Annotated in this window: 21 protein-coding genes; 9 read left to right on the forward strand and 12 right to left on the reverse strand. The window is 41.6% G+C overall.

The genetic code is table 11. The features are described 5' to 3' along the window. Positions 1-163: 163 nt before the first annotated feature. Complete coding sequence (locus QUE46_RS15490; RefSeq protein ID WP_286245509.1) at positions 164-841, forward strand: nitroreductase family protein; 678 nt, start codon at positions 164-166, stop codon at positions 839-841. A 6-nt stretch (positions 842-847) separates the two neighbouring features. Here QUE46_RS15490 and QUE46_RS15495 read toward each other — a convergent pair whose 3' ends face one another. After that, on the reverse strand, positions 848-1,156 hold the full coding sequence (locus QUE46_RS15495; protein ID WP_286245510.1) for a helix-turn-helix transcriptional regulator: 309 nt from the start codon (positions 1,154-1,156) through the stop codon (positions 848-850). 99 nt (positions 1,157-1,255) lie between these two features. Here QUE46_RS15495 and QUE46_RS15500 point away from each other — a divergent pair, with 99 nt between their 5' ends. From QUE46_RS15500 to QUE46_RS15510, 3 genes are all read left to right on the forward strand, one after another. Next, positions 1,256-1,444, forward strand: coding sequence for a DUF2892 domain-containing protein (locus tag QUE46_RS15500; RefSeq protein WP_286245511.1), 189 nt, complete (start codon positions 1,256-1,258; stop codon positions 1,442-1,444). After that, entirely contained in the window at positions 1,444-1,788 is a 345-nt protein-coding gene (locus QUE46_RS15505; RefSeq protein ID WP_286245512.1) for a rhodanese-like domain-containing protein, read from the forward strand. The genes QUE46_RS15500 and QUE46_RS15505 overlap by 1 nt, the downstream gene beginning before the upstream one ends. Positions 1,789-1,854: 66 nt before the next feature. After that, a complete protein-coding gene (locus tag QUE46_RS15510; protein WP_286245513.1) occupies positions 1,855-3,633 on the forward strand; it encodes an alkaline phosphatase in 1,779 nt (592 codons plus the stop codon). Here QUE46_RS15510 and QUE46_RS15515 read toward each other — a convergent pair. Further along, positions 3,630-4,169: a PH domain-containing protein gene (locus QUE46_RS15515; RefSeq protein WP_286245514.1), complete on the reverse strand. Its 540-nt coding sequence runs from the start codon at positions 4,167-4,169 to the stop codon at positions 3,630-3,632. The genes QUE46_RS15510 and QUE46_RS15515 overlap by 4 nt on opposite strands. Before the next feature lie 262 nt (positions 4,170-4,431). On the opposite strand from QUE46_RS15515, the gene QUE46_RS15520 reads away from it, so the two are divergent. Beyond that, positions 4,432-5,181: a MipA/OmpV family protein gene (locus QUE46_RS15520; protein ID WP_286245515.1), complete on the forward strand. Its 750-nt coding sequence runs from the start codon at positions 4,432-4,434 to the stop codon at positions 5,179-5,181. Between the two features lie 23 nt (positions 5,182-5,204). Here the strand turns inward: QUE46_RS15520 and QUE46_RS15525 are convergent, their stop codons facing one another. The 3 genes from QUE46_RS15525 to QUE46_RS15535 form a co-directional block, all read right to left on the reverse strand. Beyond that, the gene (locus QUE46_RS15525) at positions 5,205-5,822 is read right to left on the reverse strand and encodes a LysE family translocator (protein WP_286245516.1); all 618 of its coding nucleotides are present in this window, start codon (positions 5,820-5,822) and stop codon (positions 5,205-5,207) included. Further along, positions 5,823-6,005 (reverse strand): hypothetical protein, encoded by a 183-nt coding sequence (locus tag QUE46_RS15530; protein WP_126008475.1) that lies wholly within the window; start codon positions 6,003-6,005, stop codon positions 5,823-5,825. 180 nt (positions 6,006-6,185) lie between these two features. Then, a complete protein-coding gene (locus QUE46_RS15535) occupies positions 6,186-6,584 on the reverse strand; it encodes a DUF3224 domain-containing protein (protein ID WP_286245517.1) in 399 nt (132 codons plus the stop codon). A 91-nt stretch (positions 6,585-6,675) separates the two neighbouring features. Between QUE46_RS15535 and QUE46_RS15540 the strand changes: the two genes are divergently transcribed. Further along, entirely contained in the window at positions 6,676-8,454 is a 1,779-nt protein-coding gene (locus QUE46_RS15540) for an ABC transporter transmembrane domain-containing protein (RefSeq protein ID WP_286245518.1), read from the forward strand. Here QUE46_RS15540 and QUE46_RS15545 read toward each other — a convergent pair. Continuing rightward, complete coding sequence (locus tag QUE46_RS15545) at positions 8,451-9,083, reverse strand: OmpA family protein (RefSeq protein WP_286245519.1); 633 nt, start codon at positions 9,081-9,083, stop codon at positions 8,451-8,453. The two genes, QUE46_RS15540 and QUE46_RS15545, sit on opposite strands and share 4 nt — an antisense overlap. Positions 9,084-9,297: 214 nt before the next feature. Between QUE46_RS15545 and chrA the strand changes: the two genes are divergently transcribed. Then, positions 9,298-10,449 (forward strand): chromate efflux transporter, encoded by a 1,152-nt coding sequence (gene chrA, locus QUE46_RS15550; RefSeq protein WP_286247796.1) that lies wholly within the window; start codon positions 9,298-9,300, stop codon positions 10,447-10,449. On the opposite strand, the gene QUE46_RS15555 is transcribed toward chrA, so the two are convergent. From QUE46_RS15555 to speA, 4 genes are read right to left on the reverse strand one after another with little or no spacing between them, the layout of a single operon-like run. Beyond that, positions 10,409-11,665 carry a mechanosensitive ion channel family protein gene (locus tag QUE46_RS15555; RefSeq protein WP_286245520.1) on the reverse strand — a complete coding sequence of 419 codons (1,257 nt, stop codon included), beginning with the start codon at positions 11,663-11,665 and terminating at the stop codon, positions 10,409-10,411. The two genes, chrA and QUE46_RS15555, sit on opposite strands and share 41 nt — an antisense overlap. Next, the gene (locus QUE46_RS15560) at positions 11,662-12,582 is read right to left on the reverse strand and encodes an acetyltransferase (RefSeq protein ID WP_286245521.1); all 921 of its coding nucleotides are present in this window, start codon (positions 12,580-12,582) and stop codon (positions 11,662-11,664) included. Before QUE46_RS15560 ends, QUE46_RS15555 begins: the two co-directional genes overlap by 4 nt. A gap of 28 nt (positions 12,583-12,610) precedes the next feature. Continuing rightward, on the reverse strand, positions 12,611-13,489 hold the full coding sequence (locus QUE46_RS15565; protein ID WP_286245522.1) for an acyltransferase: 879 nt from the start codon (positions 13,487-13,489) through the stop codon (positions 12,611-12,613). Between the two features lie 59 nt (positions 13,490-13,548). After that, positions 13,549-15,429, reverse strand: coding sequence for a biosynthetic arginine decarboxylase (speA, locus tag QUE46_RS15570; RefSeq protein WP_286245523.1), 1,881 nt, complete (start codon positions 15,427-15,429; stop codon positions 13,549-13,551). 197 nt (positions 15,430-15,626) lie between these two features. Here speA and speE point away from each other — a divergent pair, with 197 nt between their 5' ends. After that, positions 15,627-16,490 carry a polyamine aminopropyltransferase gene (speE, locus tag QUE46_RS15575; RefSeq protein ID WP_286245524.1) on the forward strand — a complete coding sequence of 288 codons (864 nt, stop codon included), beginning with the start codon at positions 15,627-15,629 and terminating at the stop codon, positions 16,488-16,490. A gap of 51 nt (positions 16,491-16,541) precedes the next feature. On the opposite strand, the gene QUE46_RS15580 is transcribed toward speE, so the two are convergent. Both QUE46_RS15580 and QUE46_RS15585 read right to left on the reverse strand, forming a co-directional pair. After that, positions 16,542-17,768 carry a hypothetical protein gene (locus QUE46_RS15580; protein ID WP_286245525.1) on the reverse strand — a complete coding sequence of 409 codons (1,227 nt, stop codon included), beginning with the start codon at positions 17,766-17,768 and terminating at the stop codon, positions 16,542-16,544. After that, the gene (locus QUE46_RS15585; protein ID WP_286245526.1) at positions 17,758-18,381 is read right to left on the reverse strand and encodes a methylamine utilization protein; all 624 of its coding nucleotides are present in this window, start codon (positions 18,379-18,381) and stop codon (positions 17,758-17,760) included. Before QUE46_RS15585 ends, QUE46_RS15580 begins: the two co-directional genes overlap by 11 nt. A gap of 159 nt (positions 18,382-18,540) precedes the next feature. Between QUE46_RS15585 and QUE46_RS15590 the strand changes: the two genes are divergently transcribed. Then, positions 18,541-20,580 carry a glycoside hydrolase family 97 protein gene (locus QUE46_RS15590; RefSeq protein WP_286245527.1) on the forward strand — a complete coding sequence of 680 codons (2,040 nt, stop codon included), beginning with the start codon at positions 18,541-18,543 and terminating at the stop codon, positions 20,578-20,580. Positions 20,581-20,701 lie beyond the last annotated feature (121 nt).

Consider the following 20,701-nt stretch of genomic DNA (forward strand, 5'->3'; position numbering starts at 1 on the left):
TAGTTTTTTTATTGCGCTTTTTATACCACATTAAAAAAAGGAACATAAGTTACACCGCGGTTAATTTTGTAACAATAAATAAACAGATAGGTAATAATACTTGCCTCGCATTTATTCAATCGGTATAAAAACCACACACACTATTTATAAGAAGCGTAAAGCCATGCAAAAACATCAAAGCCAGCCACTAAACGACTTTATAGAATACCCTCACGATGAAATGCTAGAACGTGCAAACGAATTTTTACAAACCAGCCAGCGCCGCCATAGCATTCGCAACTTTAGCGACCGACCCGTGCCTAAAAATATAATTGAAGCCTGTATTAAAGCCGCTGGTACTGCGCCTAGTGGAGCTAATCATCAACCGTGGCATTTTGTGGCTATAAATAGTAGCGATGTAAAAAAACAAATAAGAGAGGCCGCCGAAAAACTAGAGCGTTCTTTTTACGAAGGCAGAGCAGGAGAAGAGTGGCTTGATGCGCTAAAACCATTAGGTACCGACGCCAATAAACCCTATTTAGAACACGCGCCTTGGCTTATTGCAGTATTTAGCCAAAAAAAGGGCGGCGTAAACACCGATGATAAAAACACCAATTATTATGTGCATGAGTCTGTTGGCTTAGCTACCGGCTTTTTAATTCAAGCTCTGCACCGTAGTGGTTTAGCAACGCTTACCCATACCCCAAAACCAATGAGCTTTTTAACCGATATATGTAAGCGCGACAAAGACAACGAACGCCCTTACATGTTACTTATTGCAGGCTACCCAAGTGACGATGCAACTGTACCTGCCCATGCACTTGATAAAAAGTCGCTTGATGAGATTGCCACTTTTATTTAAAGCAAACTACTCAGCCGTACTTTGCTTACAAAACCATTCATAAAGTAACGTAATAATCGACTCAACTTTTGGGTCGATTAACGAATAATAAATAGTGTGCCCATCACGACGAGTAGCCACTAGCTGCGCTTTACGTAAACTCGCTAAATGCTGAGACAAAGCAGACTGCGCCAGCGGAACACTTTGATTTAACTCACCCACACTTTGCTCACCTTGCACTAAACTGCATAAAATCATTAAACGGTTTTTATTTGCCATTAATTTTAAAAATTGCTCTGCCTGCTGAGCGTTGACTGCAAGTTGTTCAATATTCATTGTGATACTTATTTATTTTGCGTGTTTTAATTATAGACTTTTACATTAGTAAGTTCTAATATAATTAACATTAGAAAAAACTAATATTAAGGTCAATTCATGAAAATAAGTGACGCCATACTCTTAATTGGCGGTAGTGCCGTTACAATCTCAGTGCTTTTAAGCTACTTTGTTGATAGTAACTTTCAATTTTTAACGTTATTTATTGGCGTTAACCTAGTGCAATCAGCTTTCACTAAATGGTGCCCGTTAATGTCTTTTTTGCGCAAAAGAGGATTTACAGACTAATGCTTACTTCAATTCCTGATTTACTAAAAATTATCACACCTAACCAGCGCCGCATTGATGCAGCGCAAGCAAAGCAAGAGCTTGAGCAAAATAAAGGGCTGCTTATTGATGTGCGCGAACCTGCTGAGCATGCCAATGTAGCGGCGGTTGGAGCTATAAATATTCCACGCGGATTACTCGAAATGAAGCTAATGGAAATTGAAAAAGATGCAGGGCGCCCTATTTACTTACATTGTGCCAGCGGTGCCCGCGCCACCTTAGGTGCAGAAGCGCTCACCCGCGTAGGCTACGAAAACGTCACGGTTATTACGTGTAATGCAACGCAAGTAAGTGAAGTTTTTTAATTGCTTCACAAAAAAGTAACCTAAATTGCCTACACTTTGCTTTTTACACTTTACAGGTACAAAGCAATGGCGTTTACACGGAGAAGTTTTTTAAAAGCATCGGCAGCAGGGTTTGGCGCTGCCGTATTATCACTTGGTTTAACAGGTTGTAGGTTTGATGACGATGACGACATACCCGTTAGCTTTGATCACGGCGTTGCAAGCGGCGACCCGCTGAGCGATAGCTTAATTATTTGGACCCGTGTAACCCCACTTGATGTAACAACTAAATCGTTAAAAGTACAGTGGCAAGCCGCCACCGATAAAAGTTTCACTAATATTGTGCACGATGGTGTAGCAAACATAAGTGATACCACCGACTTTACCCTTAAAGTTGATTTACAAGGGCTCGATGCCAACACCGTTTATTACTATCGCTTTAATGCACACGGTAAAACCTCCCCTATTGGACAAGGTAAAACACTTCCTGTTGGTGAAATTGATAAGGTGAAATTAGCCGTTGTATCGTGCGCAAATTACCCTGCAGGATATTTTCATGTGTATGGCGAAATTGCAAAGCAAAGCGATTTGGATGCGGTACTGCACTTAGGTGATTACATATACGAATACAGTAATACAGGCTATGCAACCGAAGACGCAGCACAATTAGACCGACTCCTCCCCCTTGATAACAGTAGTGAAATTATAGCGCTTATCGATTACAGAAAACGCTATGCAAATTATCGCCTCGATACCGACTTACAAGCAGCCCATAGCCAGTGTGCATTTATAACAGTATGGGACGACCACGAAATTACCAACGACACATGGCGCGAGGGTGCAGAAAACCATAACGAGGGGGAAGGCGAGTTTAGTCAACGCAAGCTTAATGCGCTACAAGCTTACTTTGAGTGGATGCCAATTCGTAATGTAGCCGATAAAGAGCGTATTTACCGACGTTTTGAGTTTGGTAATTTAGTCTCTTTATACATGCTAGATACCCGCGTATTGGCCCGCGATGAGCAGCTTAACTATAGTGATTTTGATCTCACAACCCCTGCGGGGCAAAGCTCATTTGCCGCAGCAGTAAGCGCTAGCGACCGTGCATTATTAGGCAGTGAGCAACTTACTTGGCTTAGCGATGCAATCACTACATCAAGCACACAGTGGCAAGTATTAGGGCAACAAGTACTGATGACAAAAATGCATTTACCTGTAGAAGTAATGCTGCTACTAGCCAGCTTACAAGCTACGCAGGCAAATGGTGGAGATCCAAGTGCTTTACTCGCACAGGCTAATGTATTATTTGCAGAGCTGGCGCAAATAAAAGGCCGTGTATTAGCGGGTGATCCAAGTGTAACTGAGGCAGAGCTTGCCCGTGTTCAAACCACCATACCGTATAACCTTGATGCGTGGGATGGCTACGCCTACGAGCGAGAAGTGTTATTAGGCACCGCTATTGCAACACAAAAAAACTTAGTAGTTTTAGCTGGAGATACCCATAACGGGTGGGCGGGACAACTTAAAACTGACGCCAGTAACCCTATTGCACCATCGCAAAATGCCGGGGTAGAATTTGCAACGGCATCAGTTTCATCGCCAGGACTTGAAGAGTACTTAGCGCTAAATACGCAAGATGCGCAAACCGTAGCGCAAATAGAGCAAGTAATTGCCTTGTTAATTGATGACCTTGCTTATAATAATTTAGTGGAGCGCGGCTATTTAACCGTTACATTTACACCAGAAAAAGCCAGTGCTAAGTGGAACTATATAAGCACAATTAAAGCCCGCGAATATCAGGTTATTGAAAGCCGTAGCAAAGAGCTAAGTATGCTTGCGGGCCAAGCTAAATTACAAAACGCTTAACGCTTCGCCTCTAAAGCAGCCAAACGCGTATCTATGCGCTCTACTACCTCAACTAAGCGAGCAAGTAATGCTTGGTTGAGGTGATCTTCAGCCAGCTCTTGTACTTTAGGGACTTGCGCAACTAAGTTATCTTTTTGCTCAAGTATGGCTTCTCTAAACTCACTGGCATTTTCAACACCAAGTAATGACACCAATGCACCATGGCCAGATTGCCCTGCAGTTTCAAAGCTTAACCGGTATAAGCCAAATAAGCGCATCAGCGGTCCTTGGCTCAGCCCCACATCGGTTATTTTTTCAAGTGGTATCGATTTTTCTTCTTTAAATAATATGCCACGTTTAACTACCAGCTTTTGCGTGAGTAGCTGCGCCGACATAGCCGCTAAAATTTTACCTGCCACCAGCCACACAACAAATAACACCACAGGGATTAGCGGAATAGTCACCAAGGCTATGGCGCTAAAAAAGCATGCCATGGTCATCCAGTACTGCTTAACTTTAGGATCAAAGTTGGCACTTTTTAAAATAGGGTTACTCATTGGTTATCCTCATACCCACTTTATTAATCTAATCAAACGTGTGCCTTTATTTATTGAGACAGTTAAACACGCTCGCTGTATTTAACTTACGTGATCAACGGCTTCAATACAATTTAGCCACTTACATTCAAATAAACTTTCACACATTCTATTACAAACACCAACAGTAAATATAGCTACACTAAAGCCTATTAGTTTTGAGATGCACTTTAATTGTCTCAGTAATTTATCGTTTTTACTTATTTAACACCTAAGGCTTTTAATGAACACTTATATTAAAAACTCAATACGGATATTAATTAGCACTCTTACGCTATGCAGTATTGCTGCTCAGGCTGAGTCGCAGTTTTCATTAGGGGGCGGCGTTATTTCTACCAGCTCTCCTTATGCCGGAACCGACAGTGAAACACTTTTTTTACCTATCATTACCTACGAAGGTGAAAGACTTAGTTTTAGAGGTTTGTCACTTGATTATAAATTAGTGGAGGAGCAAGGTTTTAATTGGTCATTAGTTTTAGAGCCAGGCGATAACTTTGATACCTCTGATTCAGACCTTGCAGCTATTAAAGCCTTAGACGACAGAAAACTGTCTCTTTATGCTGGCACTAAGGTTAGCTACTATGCGGGTTTTGGTAAAATAAGCGCCAGTGCTACTCATGATGTAATAGGCCACGGTAATGGCGCTAAATTTAAAACTAATTACAGTTACCCTATTAAGTTATCTAAGCAATTAATGCTTATTCCTTCTGTGGGTGTTGAGCTAAATAGCAGTGATGTATCTAACTATTATTATGGTGTAGCACCCGGTGAATCTAGCACCTATGCGCCTTACGAACTTGGTTCTACAGTAAACTACAATGCGGGTTTATTTTTAATGTATTACATTAATAAAAACTGGAACGTAAACGCTATGGTTAACTATCAACAGCTCGACTCTGACATTGAAGACTCACCTATTATTGATACCGATAACACCACTACCGTTATGATGTCGGTTAACTATCGTTTTTAATATTATTAGCGTGTGACAAATTATCACACGCTAATAATTACTTTAACAGCAAGGGCAATAAATATAATTCCCAATATTTTATCAAGCCATGGGTTTTGCTTGGTAAAACCAAAGCGGTTTTTTGAAACCTCTGTCAGTAACGCCACCAGTAAATACCAGCCGGTATCAATTACAAATACCGTTAAGCACATAATAATACCAATGCTTAAAGTAAGGTTTTGAGGGTCAATAAACTGTGAGAACAAGGCTAAAAAGAAAATAGCGAGTTTTGGGTTTAAAAATGCAATGGCAAAGCCATCTTGTAATGCTTTAGCTGCACTTGCCTCACTTTTTTGTACTTCAAGTTCGTTGTTACTTGGTTTTGCTAGCAATATTTTTATGCCTAAATACGCCAAATAGGCCGCTCCTAAGTAAACGAGTATTTGATAAACAGTTGGAAACTGCGTCATTAAAGCGCCTAACCCTAATAACGATGCTCCGGCATACAAGCCAACACCGGTACCATGGCTGAGCGCGGCAAGCATACCATTTTTCATATTGCCGTTAAGTGAATGCTTTAAAACCACCGCCAAACTTGGCCCTGGCGACATTGCGCCCATCATGCAAATAGCCGCTAGGCTTAACCATACTGAAAATGTCATTTAAAGCTCGTCAGTTTCAATAAGTAACGTATAACCGTGCACTTGCCCATAAAAGCCTGTCAATGGCACTGCGTTTATTACTTTCCAGCCATCTTGGTTTAATTCCTGTATGCGATCATTTAGTGCAGCTATATCTACGCCACCCAAAAAACGGGTCTTTCTAAATTCGATTACTTTTTGCATTTTAATCCTTGTGTATTTTATACCAATTCGCTTATTTAAGTGATCTTTTTTGAGGACGGAAAAACGTGTTGATAGCTAGGCGAAAAATTCGCTATTTAGTTGTTCTAAATGAGAATTTTTTAACGCAGGTAGCGACACGTTTAAGCCCGCAAAATGATTAAGTAATATTGCGGATTGGTATTATAAGGTGTATTCAAAATCGTAGTAGTGAATCCCTTGCTCAATACGTATTTTCATACTGCCCGTTAACCCTTCTAGCTCATGAGTGCCTGAATCGGGAATGACATTTAAAATTAGGCTATCTTGGCCTTTATCCATAGTACCAAAATGCTGTAATACAAAGCTGCCTTTTTTACCTTCAAGCTCGCCAGTTACTTGCTCTATAGCAACATAACCGGCACTGCCTTGTGTAGGAGTCATGGCGCTTAGCATTTCGCCTTGGCTGGTGGCATTTAAGCTACCTTTAAAAGTTTTATCTATCGACATACGCCCTAAATTAACGCCATTTTGGCCACTTGCGTAGCCTTCTATAGGGGCTAGATTTACATTAAACTCTCCACTTACGGTTGCAGTAGTCATAACGATTCCTTATTGATGCTAATGTTTAAAAGTATTGATTTTTATTATCTTAGTGCCATATCTATACCTTAACCTTTAAAAAGAATCCACTATGTCAAAAACAACACCTAAGCCCGAAAAAGCCGCCTTTAGTAGTTTATTACCTATTTTTGCGTTTATTAAACCGTATAAATGGATGGTAGTAGCGGCGCTTGCTGCCCTTTTAGTCACAGCAGGTGTTAACTTATCATTAGGGCAAGGCGTTAAATTTGTCATAGATCATGGTTTTATTGCAGGCTCTCAAGCCCAGTTACAACAGGCTGTATTGGTGCTTATTGGTTTAATTAGTTTATTGGCCGTGGGCACGTTTAGCCGCTTTTATTTAATGTCGTGGATTGGCGAACGCGTTAGTAACGATATTCGTAAAGCCGTGTTTAATCGCATTGTTACCTTGCACCCAAGCTACTTTGAAGAAAACCGCAGTGGCGAGCTTATGTCGCGTTTAACAACCGACACCACCTTATTGCAATCGATTATTGGCTCATCGTTTTCAATGGCGCTGCGTAGCGCATTAATGTTGGTCGGCGGCTTAGTAATGCTGTTAGTGACTAACTTAAAGCTTACGCTCGTAGTGGTTGCTTGTGTGCCACTAGTATTAGTGCCGATGATGGTATTTGGCAAAAAGGTGCGAAAACTTGCAAGTTCTAGCCAAGATGCAATAGCCGATATAAGCACCTATGCCGGCGAGATCATACAAAATATTAAGGTAGTACAAAGCTATAGCCACGAACAGCGTGAGCAACACGCCTTTGCTCAAGAAACAGAAAAAGCCTTTAACGTTGCCAAAAGCCGTATTAAGCAGCGCTCTTTTTTAATTGCCGCGGTAATATTTTTAACCTTTAGTGCGATTAGCGTTATGCTCTGGGTAGGCGGTAGTGACGTATTAGCAGGTACAATGACTGGCGGTGAGCTAGGAGCATTTGTGTTTTACGCCATTATGGTGGCCATGTCGGTGGCAACCGTTGCAGAGGTTTACGGCGAGCTACAACGAGCTGCTGGGGCGGCAGCGCGCTTACTAGAGCTACTTGCAGTTAAAAGTGAAATAGAAAACCCTGTCACTCCACAAGACGAAAAGCTATTAATAAAGACTGACAGCCCCGCCATTTCACTTGAAAATATTAGCTTCAACTACCCATCTCGCCCCGACGTAAGCGCGCTTAACAAAATAAGCTTAACTATAGAGCAAGGCAAAACCGTTGCCATTGTAGGCCCCTCTGGCGCAGGTAAAACTACGTTATTTGAATTACTACAGCGCTTTTACGACCCAGCTCATGGCGCGATTAAATTTCATGACGTAAATATTAAAGACATATCGCTTACCACCCTGAGGAACAAAATGGGCACGGTGGCACAAAACCCTATTTTATTTAGCTCAGATGTAATGCATAACATTCGTTACGGCAACCCAAACGCCACTGACGAGCAAGTTTATGCCGCGGCAAAACATGCCCATGCTGATGAATTTATTAAACAATTACCACAAGGCTATAACAGCTTTTTAGGTGAGCAAGGCGTAAGGCTTTCGGGTGGGCAAAAGCAGCGTATTGTATTGGCACGCGCTATTTTAAAAGACCCAGAAATACTGCTTTTAGATGAAGCAACCAGTGCACTCGATGCGCAAAGTGAGCACCACGTACAAGCCGCGCTTGAGCATTTAATGCAAAATAGAACAACGTTAATTATTGCCCATAGACTGGCCACGGTTAAACATGCTGATGTGATCGTAGTAATGGAAAATGGAGAAATAAAAGCAACGGGCACCCACCAAGAATTAGTGGAAAGTAACCCGCTGTATCAAAAGCTGTGTGAATTACAGTTTAATAAGGATTAACTTTCTGTGTTTGGCACTATTTGAATTTCTACACGGCGGTTTTGAGCACGGCCGTTGGCGCTATCGTTAGTGGCTATTGGGCGGGTTTCGCCGAAGCCTGTAGTGCTAATACGTGCAGCCATAATTTGCTGGTTCACTAAGTAATTTTTAACGCTTTGCGCACGCTCACGCGATAGGTTCATATTGTAGCTGTCTTTACCTGTGCTATCTGTGTGGCCTTCCACGCTTAGGTAGGTTTTTTCGTACTTGTTCATTACTTTAGCAATAGCGTTTAGGGTATCGTTAAAACCTGATGAAATATAAGATTGGTCTGTCGCAAAGGTAATGTTAGATGGCATAACTAAACGTAAGTTATCGCCTTCACGTACAACTTCAACCCCAGAGCCTGCTAGTTCATCACGAAACGCTTCTTCTTGCTTATCCATGTAATCACCTACAGCTGCACCGGCTAGTGCGCCAATAGCAGCACCAATAAATATACGCTTGTCTTTATGATTACCCGTTGCTTTACCTAATACGCCACCCGCGGCTGCACCAATTGCGGCACCTTTGCCTGTATTGTTCATTTCGCAACCACTTAGCAATACAGCTACTACGGTTACGCTTAAAAGTGATTTAGTTAAAGTCATGTGATGTCCTATTCATTAAGAATTATAAAGCGAGTATGCAAATACATGTATGAACAAACTATGAAGAGCATGTTAAAAGCAGTTCGCTTTATACCAATCCACTTAATTAAGTGGATTGGTATAACTTGTAGATTACGAATTAATGTATGCATTTAATAAAAGTGTCATACTCCTTTGTGACAATTTAATGAACCTTAAGGAGGATATGAGCTCAATGTTAGTCGCTATTTTTAGACAGTTTTTTTTACTTGGCTGCATGAGTTTTGGTGGCCCTGCCGCACATTTAGGCTATTTTAAACGCCACTTTGTAGATACATTAAATTGGTTAACCGATACTCGCTATGCCCAATTAATTAGTTTAAGCCAAGCATTGCCAGGGCCAGGCTCTAGCCAAGTTGGGTTTGCTATAGGCGTAGAACGAGCAGGCCTATTAGGGGGTATTACCGCATTTATTGCATTCACCCTCCCTTCTTTTTTAATCATGTTATTACTAGCTGTAAGTGCACATCAATTTGACGCTGTTTATTTTGCGGTTATTGCGGGATTAAAGTTATTTGCAGTGGTTATTGTGGCCGATGCCACATTGGGCATGGCTAAAAGCTTTTGTACTAATTATGTTTTAAAGCTATTAGCAGTACTAAGCACATTGGCGCTAATACTTATGCCTATGCTGAGCACACAAATAGCTATTTTAGTTATTGCAGCCACCGTTGGCACTATTTGGCCTATGCTCAAACTTGCTCAATCAAATACCCCTAGTACTAATAAAAGTAAGGTAAATTGGATTGCTTTAAGCATATTTGTACTCTTACTAGCTGTTAGCTTTATACCTTTAGGTCAAAATGCCAATGTGTTTGCTGCTTTTTATCAGGCCGGTGCAATGGTGTTTGGTGGCGGACACGTTGTATTGCCAATACTACAAGCGGGCTTACCCACACTAAGCGACGATCAATTTTTAAGTGCATATGCCAGTGCTCAAGCAATTCCAGGCCCCATGTTTACAATAGCCACTTACCTAGGCGCGCAACTCACTACAGAGCAGCCATTAATAGGGGCCATAGTTGCAACCCTACTTATTTTTACACCGGGCTTTTTATTAATGCTGGCGTTTCAAAAAAGCTGGTTAAATTTGGCTAACAAGCCGCGTTTTGCAAGCTCTATTGCCGCGCTTAACGCTGCCGTAGTTGGCTTTTTAGCGGCGGCGTTGTACTCGCCTATTTGGACATCAGCCGTTCACAACCTATGGCAGGTTGCACTGGTTATTGCAGCTTTTGCATGGCTAAGAATGAAAAAGCCACCTATTTGGTGGCTATTAGCTTTATTTATTAGTGTGGGCCTTGTTCAGCACTATTTGCCATTACTTTAAATGTCGGCTTATCGGTTTGCTGTGCATTAGGCGGGCTTAGTTGCCCGCTAACACTTTGATACGCTCTTAGACCAAATACTGGCAACACAGCCAATAAGTGATCCATAATCTCGGCTTGTAAATGCTCGTAAGAAATCCAGCGTTTGTCTTCACTAAAGCAATAAAACTCAATCGGCAAGCCATGGTTCATTGGTTGAAGCTCTCGTACCATAAGCGTAAGTGAGGTATTTATTCTATTGTGCTGCTTTAAATAGCCCTCGGCATAGCGACGAAACAAACCCAAGTTAGAAACTGGGTTTGGCAATGAAGCAACACGTATATACTCGTGCAGCGGGATAGCCGCATCTATTTGTTTTCTAAATTCGTCACTTACTAAACAAATGCTGTGCATGTCTATATTAAGCGAGCGCTTAATACGTCGGCCGCCAGACTCTTGCATTCCGCGCCAGTTCTTAAACGACCCCGCTACCAACATATAGGTAGGTATAGTGGTTATAGTGTTATCCCAGTTGCGTACTTTTACCGTATTTAGGCCTAAATCGATTACTTCACCGTCGGCACCATAATTTTCTACTTGGATCCAATCGCCGTATGTAACCAGCCTGTTTGCCGCAATTTGAATACTGGCTACAAAGCCTAAAATGGTATCTTTAAATACTAACAAAGTAACTGCGGCAATCGCACCAAAGCCAGAGAGAATATAAGTAGGAGACTTTTCAAGCACTATGCTCACAATTAATATTGCACACACAATAAAAGTAATAAGCTTAACTACCTGCAATAAGCCCTGAATTGGCACTTCGCGAGCAAAATCTAATTGGTTATAAATAGCGCCGGCAATGCTTACAATACTGCTAAAAATAAAGCCTACATGAATAATAAGTATACCTTGGCCAATGGTTTTTAGTATTTCTGCGGTTAGTTCATTAACTGGGTAAACACTGTCGAAGGTTGCTAAAAAAAGTACGCTACATAACATGCCTGCTATGCGTTTATTTAGTTTTGTAAGCAACGGCGAAAGTAAACCTATGCGTTCAGGAGATAACTTAGTCACCACTTTTTGGATACCAGGCAGCATTAATCGGCGCGTAAATAAGTACACCACCAATAACGAAAACACACCTATAGATGCTGCAGTAATTGCACTTAAAAAATCTGCGTCAGGTACTTTTTCAAACCAAGGAGCGATCAACTCCTGCAAGTGGGTATTGGTCATAGTGTTTCTATTTCCTTACTAATGTGTGACTCAGGTAAATCGTGTTGCGCATATATGCTGGCAAGTTGCGCGTCTTTAGCAACCCATAGTTCATTAACGTATTTTTGAAAACGGCTTCTAAATGCTTTGTCGTGTTGATAACTACCCAACATCTGTTGGTTTATAGCAATCACATCAATAGAAACATAAATTGAGTCAAGCTGACCCTTTAAAATATTACGGCAAACATGACTTGTACTACCGCTGTACACCACACTTGTATTTAGCATGGCGTCAAATTGCTCGCCAAGCACTTCAAGTGCAAAGGCAATCCCGCCCGCTTTGGGCTTTAGTAAATGTTTAAACGGGCTTTGCTGGCTTGCATGCTTTGCGTGGGTGTAACGGGTGCCTTCAACAAAATTAATAATGGTGGTGGGGTTATTCTTAAAATTACGACAGCTTTGTTTAGTGCGCTCAACATCTAAACCCTTTAACTTGGGGTTTTTAGCAAGTTGCGCTTTAGTTACGCGCTTCATAAAAGGCATACCCATAGCCCATGCGCCAGAGCCAATAAATGGCACGTACTTTAACTCGTCTTTTAAAAAAAACTTTGGGGCAGGTAATACATTAATTGAGCTAAGCACTACAATATCCAACCAGCTCATATGATTACAAACTAGTAAGTACCAACTTTTTGAATTTACATCGCCGTTAATGTTTACTTTTATGTTGGCGCAGCCTAGCCACAAGCCAAACCGGTTACCATTACACCAGCCTCGGTACACGCTATGCAGTATGGTGTTAATTATAGAAAAAGGTAGTACAAGCTTTATTAAGCCAAGCAGTAGCACTAAGGTGCCAAAAACTATTACATTTGAAAAAAACACGCAGCCTACAATTAAGCCATTGAGCCAATTTGGTAACCACTTTTTTAGCATAATTGTAAGCCCATTTTTTATTGCCTTATTATTTATGGTTGTGTTCGAGCTGTTGTAGTGTTTGCTCTTTTTCTTCCCATAAACGGTTTAGTTCACTTTGAAAACCCACTCTAAATTCAGAGTCGCCAGTGTAATCACCAATCAACTCTTCGCTTACAGGGCGAATGTCTACATGCACATTAATTTGCTTAACTTTGCCCCCGGCAAAATCCATAAATGTAGGGATGCCATCGGGGTAATGAATGGTCACATTTACTACTTTAGAGATTTGCTCACCCATAGCCTGCATTACAAATGCGATCCCACCCGCTTTTGGCTTTAATAAATGCGGAAAAGGGCTATTTTGGCGAGCATGTTTTTGCGTTGTAAAGCGCGTGCCTTCTACAAAGTTAACAATACTTACCGGCATTTCTTTAAATTTTTCACAGGCTTTGCGGGTTGTTTCTATGTCTTTACCACGTAGCTTTGGATTCTTTTTTAACTGTGCTTTGCTAGTGCGGGTCATAAACGGAAAGTCGAGCGCCCACCAGCACACGCCTAATATTGGCACGTAAATGAGCTCTTTTTTCAAAAAAAAGTTTAAAAATGGAATTTTACGGTTAAATACGCGTTGTAGTACTAATATATCAACCCAACTTTGATGATTAGCAATCACTAAGTACCAGTCTTTTAATTTGGTTTCTTCAAGACCGGTAACATTAATTTTTGTTGGCGTGAATAAGCGTTGGTTAATGCTATTAACCGACACCCAAATAGTGGCGCACTGTTTAGCAACCCAGCTTAAAAGCTTTTGCATAGGCTTAATAGGAATTAACTTTAATAGCCCACAAACAAAAATAGGAACAAACCAAATTAGTGTGTTTATTGTATAAAGTAAGATACTGAATACACCGCGAATTACTGACATTTATTTATTTTCCTTTAAACAATGCGCGCCAAACAGCGACGCTTTTAATTCTATGAAAGTTAATCTTCAAAGTAAGTATAACCTTCAAGCCCAGCATTAAGCTCGGCTAAATACCCAGCTTTAAACTGCTCAGACACTGCTAGTTTGTTGACCAATAATTCAAAGTTTTGTGCCAAAATGGCGCTATCATAGTCAACAAACTTTAATACATCCTTAACGCTATCACCTTTAATAGCATTGGTTAATACATAACCGTCGTCGGTTAGCTCTACATGCACTGAGTCGGTGTCGCCAAATAAGTTATGTAAATCACCTAAAATTTCTTGGTAAGCCCCTACCATAAACATTGCTATATGGTATTGCTCGCCATGTTGGTACTCAGGTATAGGTAAACTGGTTTCTATGCCCGCGCCTTCAACGTACTCCCGAATTTGCCCATCTGAGTCACAGGTAATATCTTGAATAATGGCGCGCTGGGTTAGCGGTTTATCTAAATTTTCGATTGGCATCACCGGAAACAGCTGCTCAATGCCCCACACATCAGGTAACGACTGAAACAGTGAAAAGTTAACAAATAGCTTGTCGGCTAGCTTTTCGTGTAAATCGTCAAGTACCTCGCGGTGCGCACGCGCGTTATTACTAAGTGATGCGCGCACCCGATGCAAAATAGTAAAATATAACTGCTCTATTTTCGCCCACTCGAGCATGCTTACTAAACCATGTACGTACTGGTCGTGCGCTTCGCTAAATAAGTGCATCGCATCGTGGTAAATCTCTAGCGCCATACGCGGGTTTAAACGTTGTAAACACTGCCACATTTCATCAAGCACTAACGCGCTATTTTGTAGTGGTGGCTCAGGGTTTGGGTGATTTGGCGCTTTTTCTACATCTATTACATCAGTAATTAACACCGCGTGGTGAGCTGTTAAAGCACGCCCTGATTCAGTAATAATAGCGGGATGCGTTAAGCTATGCTGGTCACACACCTCAGCAAAGGCATTAACCACATTACGGGCGTATTCTTCAACGGAGTAGTTCATCGAGCAAGCGCTGCGTGAGCCTGAGCCTTCGTAGTCAACCCCTAAACCACCGCCTACATCAACTGTATTAAGCGGCACACCTAGCTGAGTAAGCTCAGCAAAGTGGCGCGCACATTCGCGCAGGGCACGGTGTATGTCACGTATGTTGGCAATTTGAGAACCAATATGAAAATGCACCATTTGCATTAAATGCAATTTATTATGCTTTTTAAGTACCTCAACAGCGCTGAGTACTTGGCCTGCGGTTAAGCCAAATTTGCCTTTTTCGCCCCCGGTATTTTGCCACTTGCCTTTACCTACCGAGTTTAAGCGAATACGAATGCCAATAGCAGGCTCTATGCCTAGGTTATCTATTTCTTCAAGTAAGGTAGTTAGCTCTGAGAGTTTTTCGACCACTATTTTAACGCTGTGCCCCATGGCTTGACCAATACAGGCTAAACGCAAAAATTCACTGTCTTTATAGCCATTGCACACAATAGTAATGGGTTTATCGGCTACCCCTAAAATAGCCATAAGCTCGGGCTTTGAGCCTGCCTCTAGGCCGACTAAACCACTTGGGTGCGCTAATAATTTACTCACCACCGAACGCTGCTGATTAACCTTTATTGGGTATACACACGTGTATTTACCTTTGTATTCACGGCTACTTTGAGCAAGGGTAAACGCATTGGTGAGTGTATCTACGCGGTTTTTTAAAATATCGGTAAAGCGAACTAATACAGGCAATGTTAAGCCTTGCTGCTTAAATTGCTCGGTGAGCTGCGTTAAAGAAATTGCATTTTTAGATTGGTCACCATCTGGGTAAGCAACTAGTTCGCCTTGTGCGTTAATATCAAAATAGCCATCGCTCCAATGAGCAACATTATATGTAGCGCGTGCTGTTTCTAAACCCCAAGTCATGGCAACTCTTCTTTAATCAATTAGCTATAAAGGCGCATTTTAATACGTCACTATCCCCTACGCTAACAAAAATTGAACTTTAACTCGATACTGGCTAACTTTATTGCCAAAGCAGTTAAAATTTCATTGAGCAAAACGCCAAGCACTGGCAGAATTGCCCCTTTTTCATACTTAACTTAAAAAGTGTAAAAACAACTATGGCAAATTTAGATCAAAGTAAGTGGTTTACAGAAATTAGCGACCGCGATGGCAGCGCATTTTCATTACGTATTAACAAAAAGTTGGATGAAAAACAGTCTCCTTTTCAAAAAGTAGAAATGTTCGAAACCACAGACTTTGGTAATTTAATGATCATCGATGGCTGTACTATGGTTACAACCCGCGAAAACTTTTTTTACCATGAGATGATCAGCCACCCTGCACTTTTAGCGCATCCAAACCCTAAAAACGTCGTTATTGTTGGCGGCGGAGACTGCGGTACATTGCGTGAAGTATTAAAACACCCAAGCGTAGAAACCGTAACGCAAATAGATATAGACGAAGTAGTAACGCAAATGTCGTTAAAATACTTTCCAGAACTTTGCGAATCAAACAACGACCCTCGTGCTAACGTTATGTTTGATGACGGCATTAAATACATGCGCGAAGCCGCTGGCGAGTCTATTGATGTGGTAATTGTTGATGGCACAGACCCTGTAGGCCCAGGTGAAGGTTTATTTAACCATGCGTTTTATACAAGCTGCCTAAATGCACTTCGCCCAGGCGGTATTTTAGTACAGCAAAGCGAGTCGCCACTTATGCACATGCCGCTGTTAGTAGAAATGCGTGAAGCTATGTTAAGTGTAGGGTTTAACGATTTACAAACACTGCCATTTCCACAGCCAATTTACCCAAGCGGTTTATGGTCGGTAACGCTTGCACGTAAATCACAAGCATTTAATGGTTTTAGAGAAGCCGATGCCGAGCAAGTTGCACAGCACAGCGAATACTACAATAGCGGCATTCATCACGGTGCACTTGCTACACCAAACTTTATGAAGCGCGCATTTAATAAAAAATAATTTGCACTTTTTAAATCAAAAGGGAGCTTTTAAAGCTCCCTTTTTTGTACTTTAAAAGCGCCACTGCGCGTTAACCATTAATTGTTGCTGCGAAATTCGCTGAGCAAAGCCGCTACCAGTTCTATTTTGTACAAAGCTATGTAGTGCAGACCCTTCAACGCCTATTTGTAATTTATCTGTAAGCTGATAACGCCAAGTGGCAGTAACCCCCTCACCGTTACTGGCATTAGGATCAAACGTGGTAGTGTCATCGTCATCTACTTTAAAATAATCATACCTTAGCGATATCCTGTGCTTACCGGCTTTATGGCTGAGCATTAAATAATGGCTATAAAAGCTATTATAAATAAGCTTATTAGCGCCCATTTCGGTTTTACCACCCATCAACTGAGCAATAAAGCGAGTTTTACCTGTAAATTTATATAACCACGCTAAGCTGCTAAAGCGAGTATGCCAAGCGTACTGACCTGTGTCTGCATTAAACACGGTTGGATCTGCGTTATTATCATAATAATAAAACCTAAACTGCGAGCGCTTTAAATAATCCCAATGCACGCCTGCGTAATAGCCAAAACGACCATCGACTTCTTCAAATGGCAGTACTTGGTTAGCTTGCCAGCGTAATTCGTAACTATTTAATGCTGCTATAGGCGCAAACTGTACGCTTTCGTTAAAAGTTGTTTGCCTGTCATGCAGCGCAAAACCCCGCCACGAAAGTAACGTCCCTGTTGGGTCGTTTCCTTTGTAAATAGCAGCGCTCATACTAAAGCTGTGCTTGGAATTAAAGCGTTTTCCGGGGCGCTTAATTGTAACCTCACCACCGACAGTGCGAAGCTCTTCACCTATCCAGCTATTAATTGCCGAGTTTGTATAGTTATAGGGTGAAGTCCAGCCTATATCAGGGTTTTCGAGCGACATACTAGGGTAAAAACCACCTACCTTTACATGCCATTTATAACGGCTGTTTACTAGCGGCTGATACTGTAAATACGCTTGGCTTAAACCTAATGTAGTTTTCGGCTCTTGGTTTGCATTAAGCACAGCATGGGCGCTCCAAGCACTATTTAAATCGGCCTTAAAGTCTATAATACCTTGCGATAGCAAAATGCTATCACTGCTATCCCCATGGCGATATAAACCAACGCCGCCACCTTGAAAGCTCTGCGTATCGTCACTTGCAACCGCACGCACCTGAATAAGCCCTTTAACTTGCGAAAAAGTTGGTAGGCTGATGAAAAGTAAGCCAAGTAATAGTGTATTTTTGCGCTTAATAGTCATCAAATTCATCCGTAGCAAAGTCTATTTGCTCGGCTATGGCCTGCTTTACGGTATAATGTAGAGGTGCTTCACTCACATTAATGCTTTGGGTTTCTACGTTACTTATATCACTAAACCCAGAATGCCATACACTCAAAGTGTATTGCCCATTAGGAACTGTTAAATTTACTGTGCCGTTGTCGTCAGTAATGGCAAAAACGGTGCTATCCACCACCACAATATAACCCAGCATCCAGTCATGAATATTACAACCAAGCTCCACCACACCTGCTTGATCAAAAATTATAGGCGCTTTAGGTTGCTCTTTATAAAGCTTCAGTTCAAAGGTTTTAGCCTCAGAAAACGAATAAACGTGATGCATGATAGAGTCTACATTAGGAAACTCTACTCTTGCGTTTTTCGGGACAACTAACGTACGTGGTGTAAACTCGCGGTTTTTTTGACTCATTGCGTAGGTTTTACTCACCTGATTATTAGCCTGAGTAGATGTTCCGCTTAGCCACACCACCGCGTTTACTAAAGGCTGGTTGTTTGCATTTTTTATCGTTATTGTTGTCGCCGCTGCGCAAGTACTCATACTTAGCAGTAGCAAACCTAGTAAGGGTTTTATCATGAAGCTAATCGCTATTATCAATTTGTTTACATTATAGACCGATTTAACCATAAAATTCTTTCTATTTTTTAAAACATTGAATACGTATGTAGCATGTCGTATTAACAACTCAGTGTCATTATCCTTAAGGGTCACCACCGACTCATCAAAGGACACACAATGAGAACCACACTTTTACTATTAGCGTTTGCCAGTAATAGCTTTGCACAAACGGCTGTAGTTGAATCACCAAACTCACAAATAAAATTAACTATTTCTGATGAAAGTAGCACACCTAGTTACGCAATTAGCTTTAAAGACAAACCAGCTATAAACACATCGCGCTTAGGTTTTGAGTTTAAAACCCAAGCCGCGTTTAACGATGGTTTTAAAATCACACATATAGAAAAACAAAGCGTTAACACTCAGTGGCAACAACCTTGGGGCGAGCGACAAACAGTTACTGATAAACACAACGAAGTAGCGGTCACGTTTACAAAAGATGATCCCCAAGGTGCAACATACACAGTGCGTTTTAGAGCTTTTGATAGTGGCGTTGGGTTTAGATACGAAGTACCAAGCCAAGCTGGCTTTGAGCAAACACACATCACTAAAGAGCTTACCGAGTTTGCAATTAATAATAGTAACGATGCCACGGCATGGTGGATCCCCGCACGCGGCTGGAACCGATACGAATACGTTTATAACACCACCGCATTAAATGACGTACCGCTTGCGCACACTCCATTTACTTTAAAAACCAATGATGGTACTCACATCAGCATTCACGAAGCTGCCCTTGTTGATTACGCAGGTATGGTGCTTAATCAGCGTCGCCCAGGTACATTTAATGCCGATTTAACACCGTGGTCAGACGGCATTGCCGTTAAAAAACAAGGCGCGTTTAATACCCCTTGGCGTACTATTCAAATTGCCGACAGCGCCGTTGGCTTAGTCAATTCAGACATAATATTAAATTTAAACGAGCCAAATAAGCTCGGTGATGTGTCGTGGGTAAAACCAGGTAAATACGTAGGCATTTGGTGGGGCATGCACATAAACACACAAACCTGGGGCAGCGGAGAAAAACACGGCGCCACAACTCAAACCACTAAATACTACATGGACTTTGCCGCAAAGTATGGCTTTGATGGCGTATTAGTAGAAGGTTGGAACATAGGTTGGGACGGCGACTGGTTTTTTAATGGCGATGTATTTAGCTTTACACAACCTTATGATGACTTTGATATAGCCGCCCTTACTCAATACGGCAAACAAAAAGGTGTGCAATTAATTGGCCACCACGAAACATCGGGTAATGTAAGTAACTACCGTGACCAAATGGACGATGCCTTTGCTCTTTACGAAAAATCAAACGTAAGCCAAGTTAAAACAGGTTATGTAGCGGATGGCGGTAACATAAAACGCATAGACGAAAATGGCATTGCCCGTCATGAGTGGCACGACGGCCAATTTATGGTTAACGAATACCTTTACAACGTAAAGCTGGCTGCTAAACATAAAATCAGTATTAACACCCACGAGCCAATAAAAGACACCGGCCTGCGCCGTACTTACCCAAACTGGATTGCCCGCGAGGGTGCACGCGGCCAAGAGTTTAATGCATGGGGCACACCACCTAACCCACCAGAGCATATTCCTATGCTGGCATTTACCCGTATGCTAGCAGGGCCTATGGACTTTACCCCTGGCATTTTTGATATGAGCTTTAATGGCTTAGGCGATAATACAAACCGCCCGCAAACAACGCTTGCCAAGCAGCTTGCGCTGTATGTTGTGCTGTATAGCCCGATTCAAATGGCTGCCGACCTACCTAAAAACTATTTAGCTAAGCCTGATGCATTTCAATTTATTCAAGATGTACCAACCGATTGGCAGCAAAGTATTGCGCTTGATGGCGAAGTGGGCGATTTTATTGTATTTGCCCGTAAAGAGCGCAAACGCGATAAATACTCAGGAAACGACTGGTATTTAGGTGCCGTAACCGACGAAAAAGCCCGTACTATTGAGGTAAAACTCGACTTTTTAGAAAAGTGTAAAAAATTTGAAGCGCAGATATACCAAGATGGTAAAAATGCAGAGTGGAAAAACAACCCGTACGATTTAGTTATCGAAAAGCGCATAGTTAGTGCAAACGACAAGCTAACTTTAAAACTAGCAACAAGTGGTGGTACAGCAATCCGCTTTAAGGCACTTTAAGTTTTTGTTATTACGCCTGCACGACTTACAGAGCAGGCGTAAGCTTTACAACTTACCCATGCAATTACAGATAATTTATCATTTCAAAAAAGCGAGCTAACTAAAAATATTCTCTAACCGT

It is taken from the genome of Pseudoalteromonas sp. MM1 (assembly GCF_030296835.1).
Classification (GTDB): domain Bacteria; phylum Pseudomonadota; class Gammaproteobacteria; order Enterobacterales; family Alteromonadaceae; genus Pseudoalteromonas.

Bases quoted from the DNA above. Each gene is read 5' to 3' on its own strand.
- QUE46_RS15490 (WP_286245509.1), top strand. From the start codon at position 164: ATGCAAAAACATCAAAGCCAGCCACTAAACGACTTTATAGAATACCCT.
- QUE46_RS15495 (WP_286245510.1), bottom strand. From the start codon at position 1,156: ATGAATATTGAACAACTTGCAGTCAACGCTCAGCAGGCAGAGCAATTT.
- QUE46_RS15500 (WP_286245511.1), top strand. From the start codon at position 1,256: ATGAAAATAAGTGACGCCATACTCTTAATTGGCGGTAGTGCCGTTACA.
- QUE46_RS15505 (WP_286245512.1), top strand. From the start codon at position 1,444: ATGCTTACTTCAATTCCTGATTTACTAAAAATTATCACACCTAACCAG.
- QUE46_RS15510 (WP_286245513.1), top strand. From the start codon at position 1,855: ATGGCGTTTACACGGAGAAGTTTTTTAAAAGCATCGGCAGCAGGGTTT.
- QUE46_RS15515 (WP_286245514.1), bottom strand. From the start codon at position 4,169: ATGAGTAACCCTATTTTAAAAAGTGCCAACTTTGATCCTAAAGTTAAG.
- QUE46_RS15520 (WP_286245515.1), top strand. From the start codon at position 4,432: ATGAACACTTATATTAAAAACTCAATACGGATATTAATTAGCACTCTT.
- QUE46_RS15525 (WP_286245516.1), bottom strand. From the start codon at position 5,822: ATGACATTTTCAGTATGGTTAAGCCTAGCGGCTATTTGCATGATGGGC.
- QUE46_RS15530 (WP_126008475.1), bottom strand. From the start codon at position 6,005: ATGCAAAAAGTAATCGAATTTAGAAAGACCCGTTTTTTGGGTGGCGTA.
- QUE46_RS15535 (WP_286245517.1), bottom strand. From the start codon at position 6,584: ATGACTACTGCAACCGTAAGTGGAGAGTTTAATGTAAATCTAGCCCCT.
- QUE46_RS15540 (WP_286245518.1), top strand. From the start codon at position 6,676: ATGTCAAAAACAACACCTAAGCCCGAAAAAGCCGCCTTTAGTAGTTTA.
- QUE46_RS15545 (WP_286245519.1), bottom strand. From the start codon at position 9,083: ATGACTTTAACTAAATCACTTTTAAGCGTAACCGTAGTAGCTGTATTG.
- chrA (WP_286247796.1), top strand. From the start codon at position 9,298: ATGTTAGTCGCTATTTTTAGACAGTTTTTTTTACTTGGCTGCATGAGT.
- QUE46_RS15555 (WP_286245520.1), bottom strand. From the start codon at position 11,665: ATGACCAATACCCACTTGCAGGAGTTGATCGCTCCTTGGTTTGAAAAA.
- QUE46_RS15560 (WP_286245521.1), bottom strand. From the start codon at position 12,582: ATGCTAAAAAAGTGGTTACCAAATTGGCTCAATGGCTTAATTGTAGGC.
- QUE46_RS15565 (WP_286245522.1), bottom strand. From the start codon at position 13,489: ATGTCAGTAATTCGCGGTGTATTCAGTATCTTACTTTATACAATAAAC.
- speA (WP_286245523.1), bottom strand. From the start codon at position 15,429: ATGACTTGGGGTTTAGAAACAGCACGCGCTACATATAATGTTGCTCAT.
- speE (WP_286245524.1), top strand. From the start codon at position 15,627: ATGGCAAATTTAGATCAAAGTAAGTGGTTTACAGAAATTAGCGACCGC.
- QUE46_RS15580 (WP_286245525.1), bottom strand. From the start codon at position 17,768: ATGACTATTAAGCGCAAAAATACACTATTACTTGGCTTACTTTTCATC.
- QUE46_RS15585 (WP_286245526.1), bottom strand. From the start codon at position 18,381: ATGATAAAACCCTTACTAGGTTTGCTACTGCTAAGTATGAGTACTTGC.
- QUE46_RS15590 (WP_286245527.1), top strand. From the start codon at position 18,541: ATGAGAACCACACTTTTACTATTAGCGTTTGCCAGTAATAGCTTTGCA.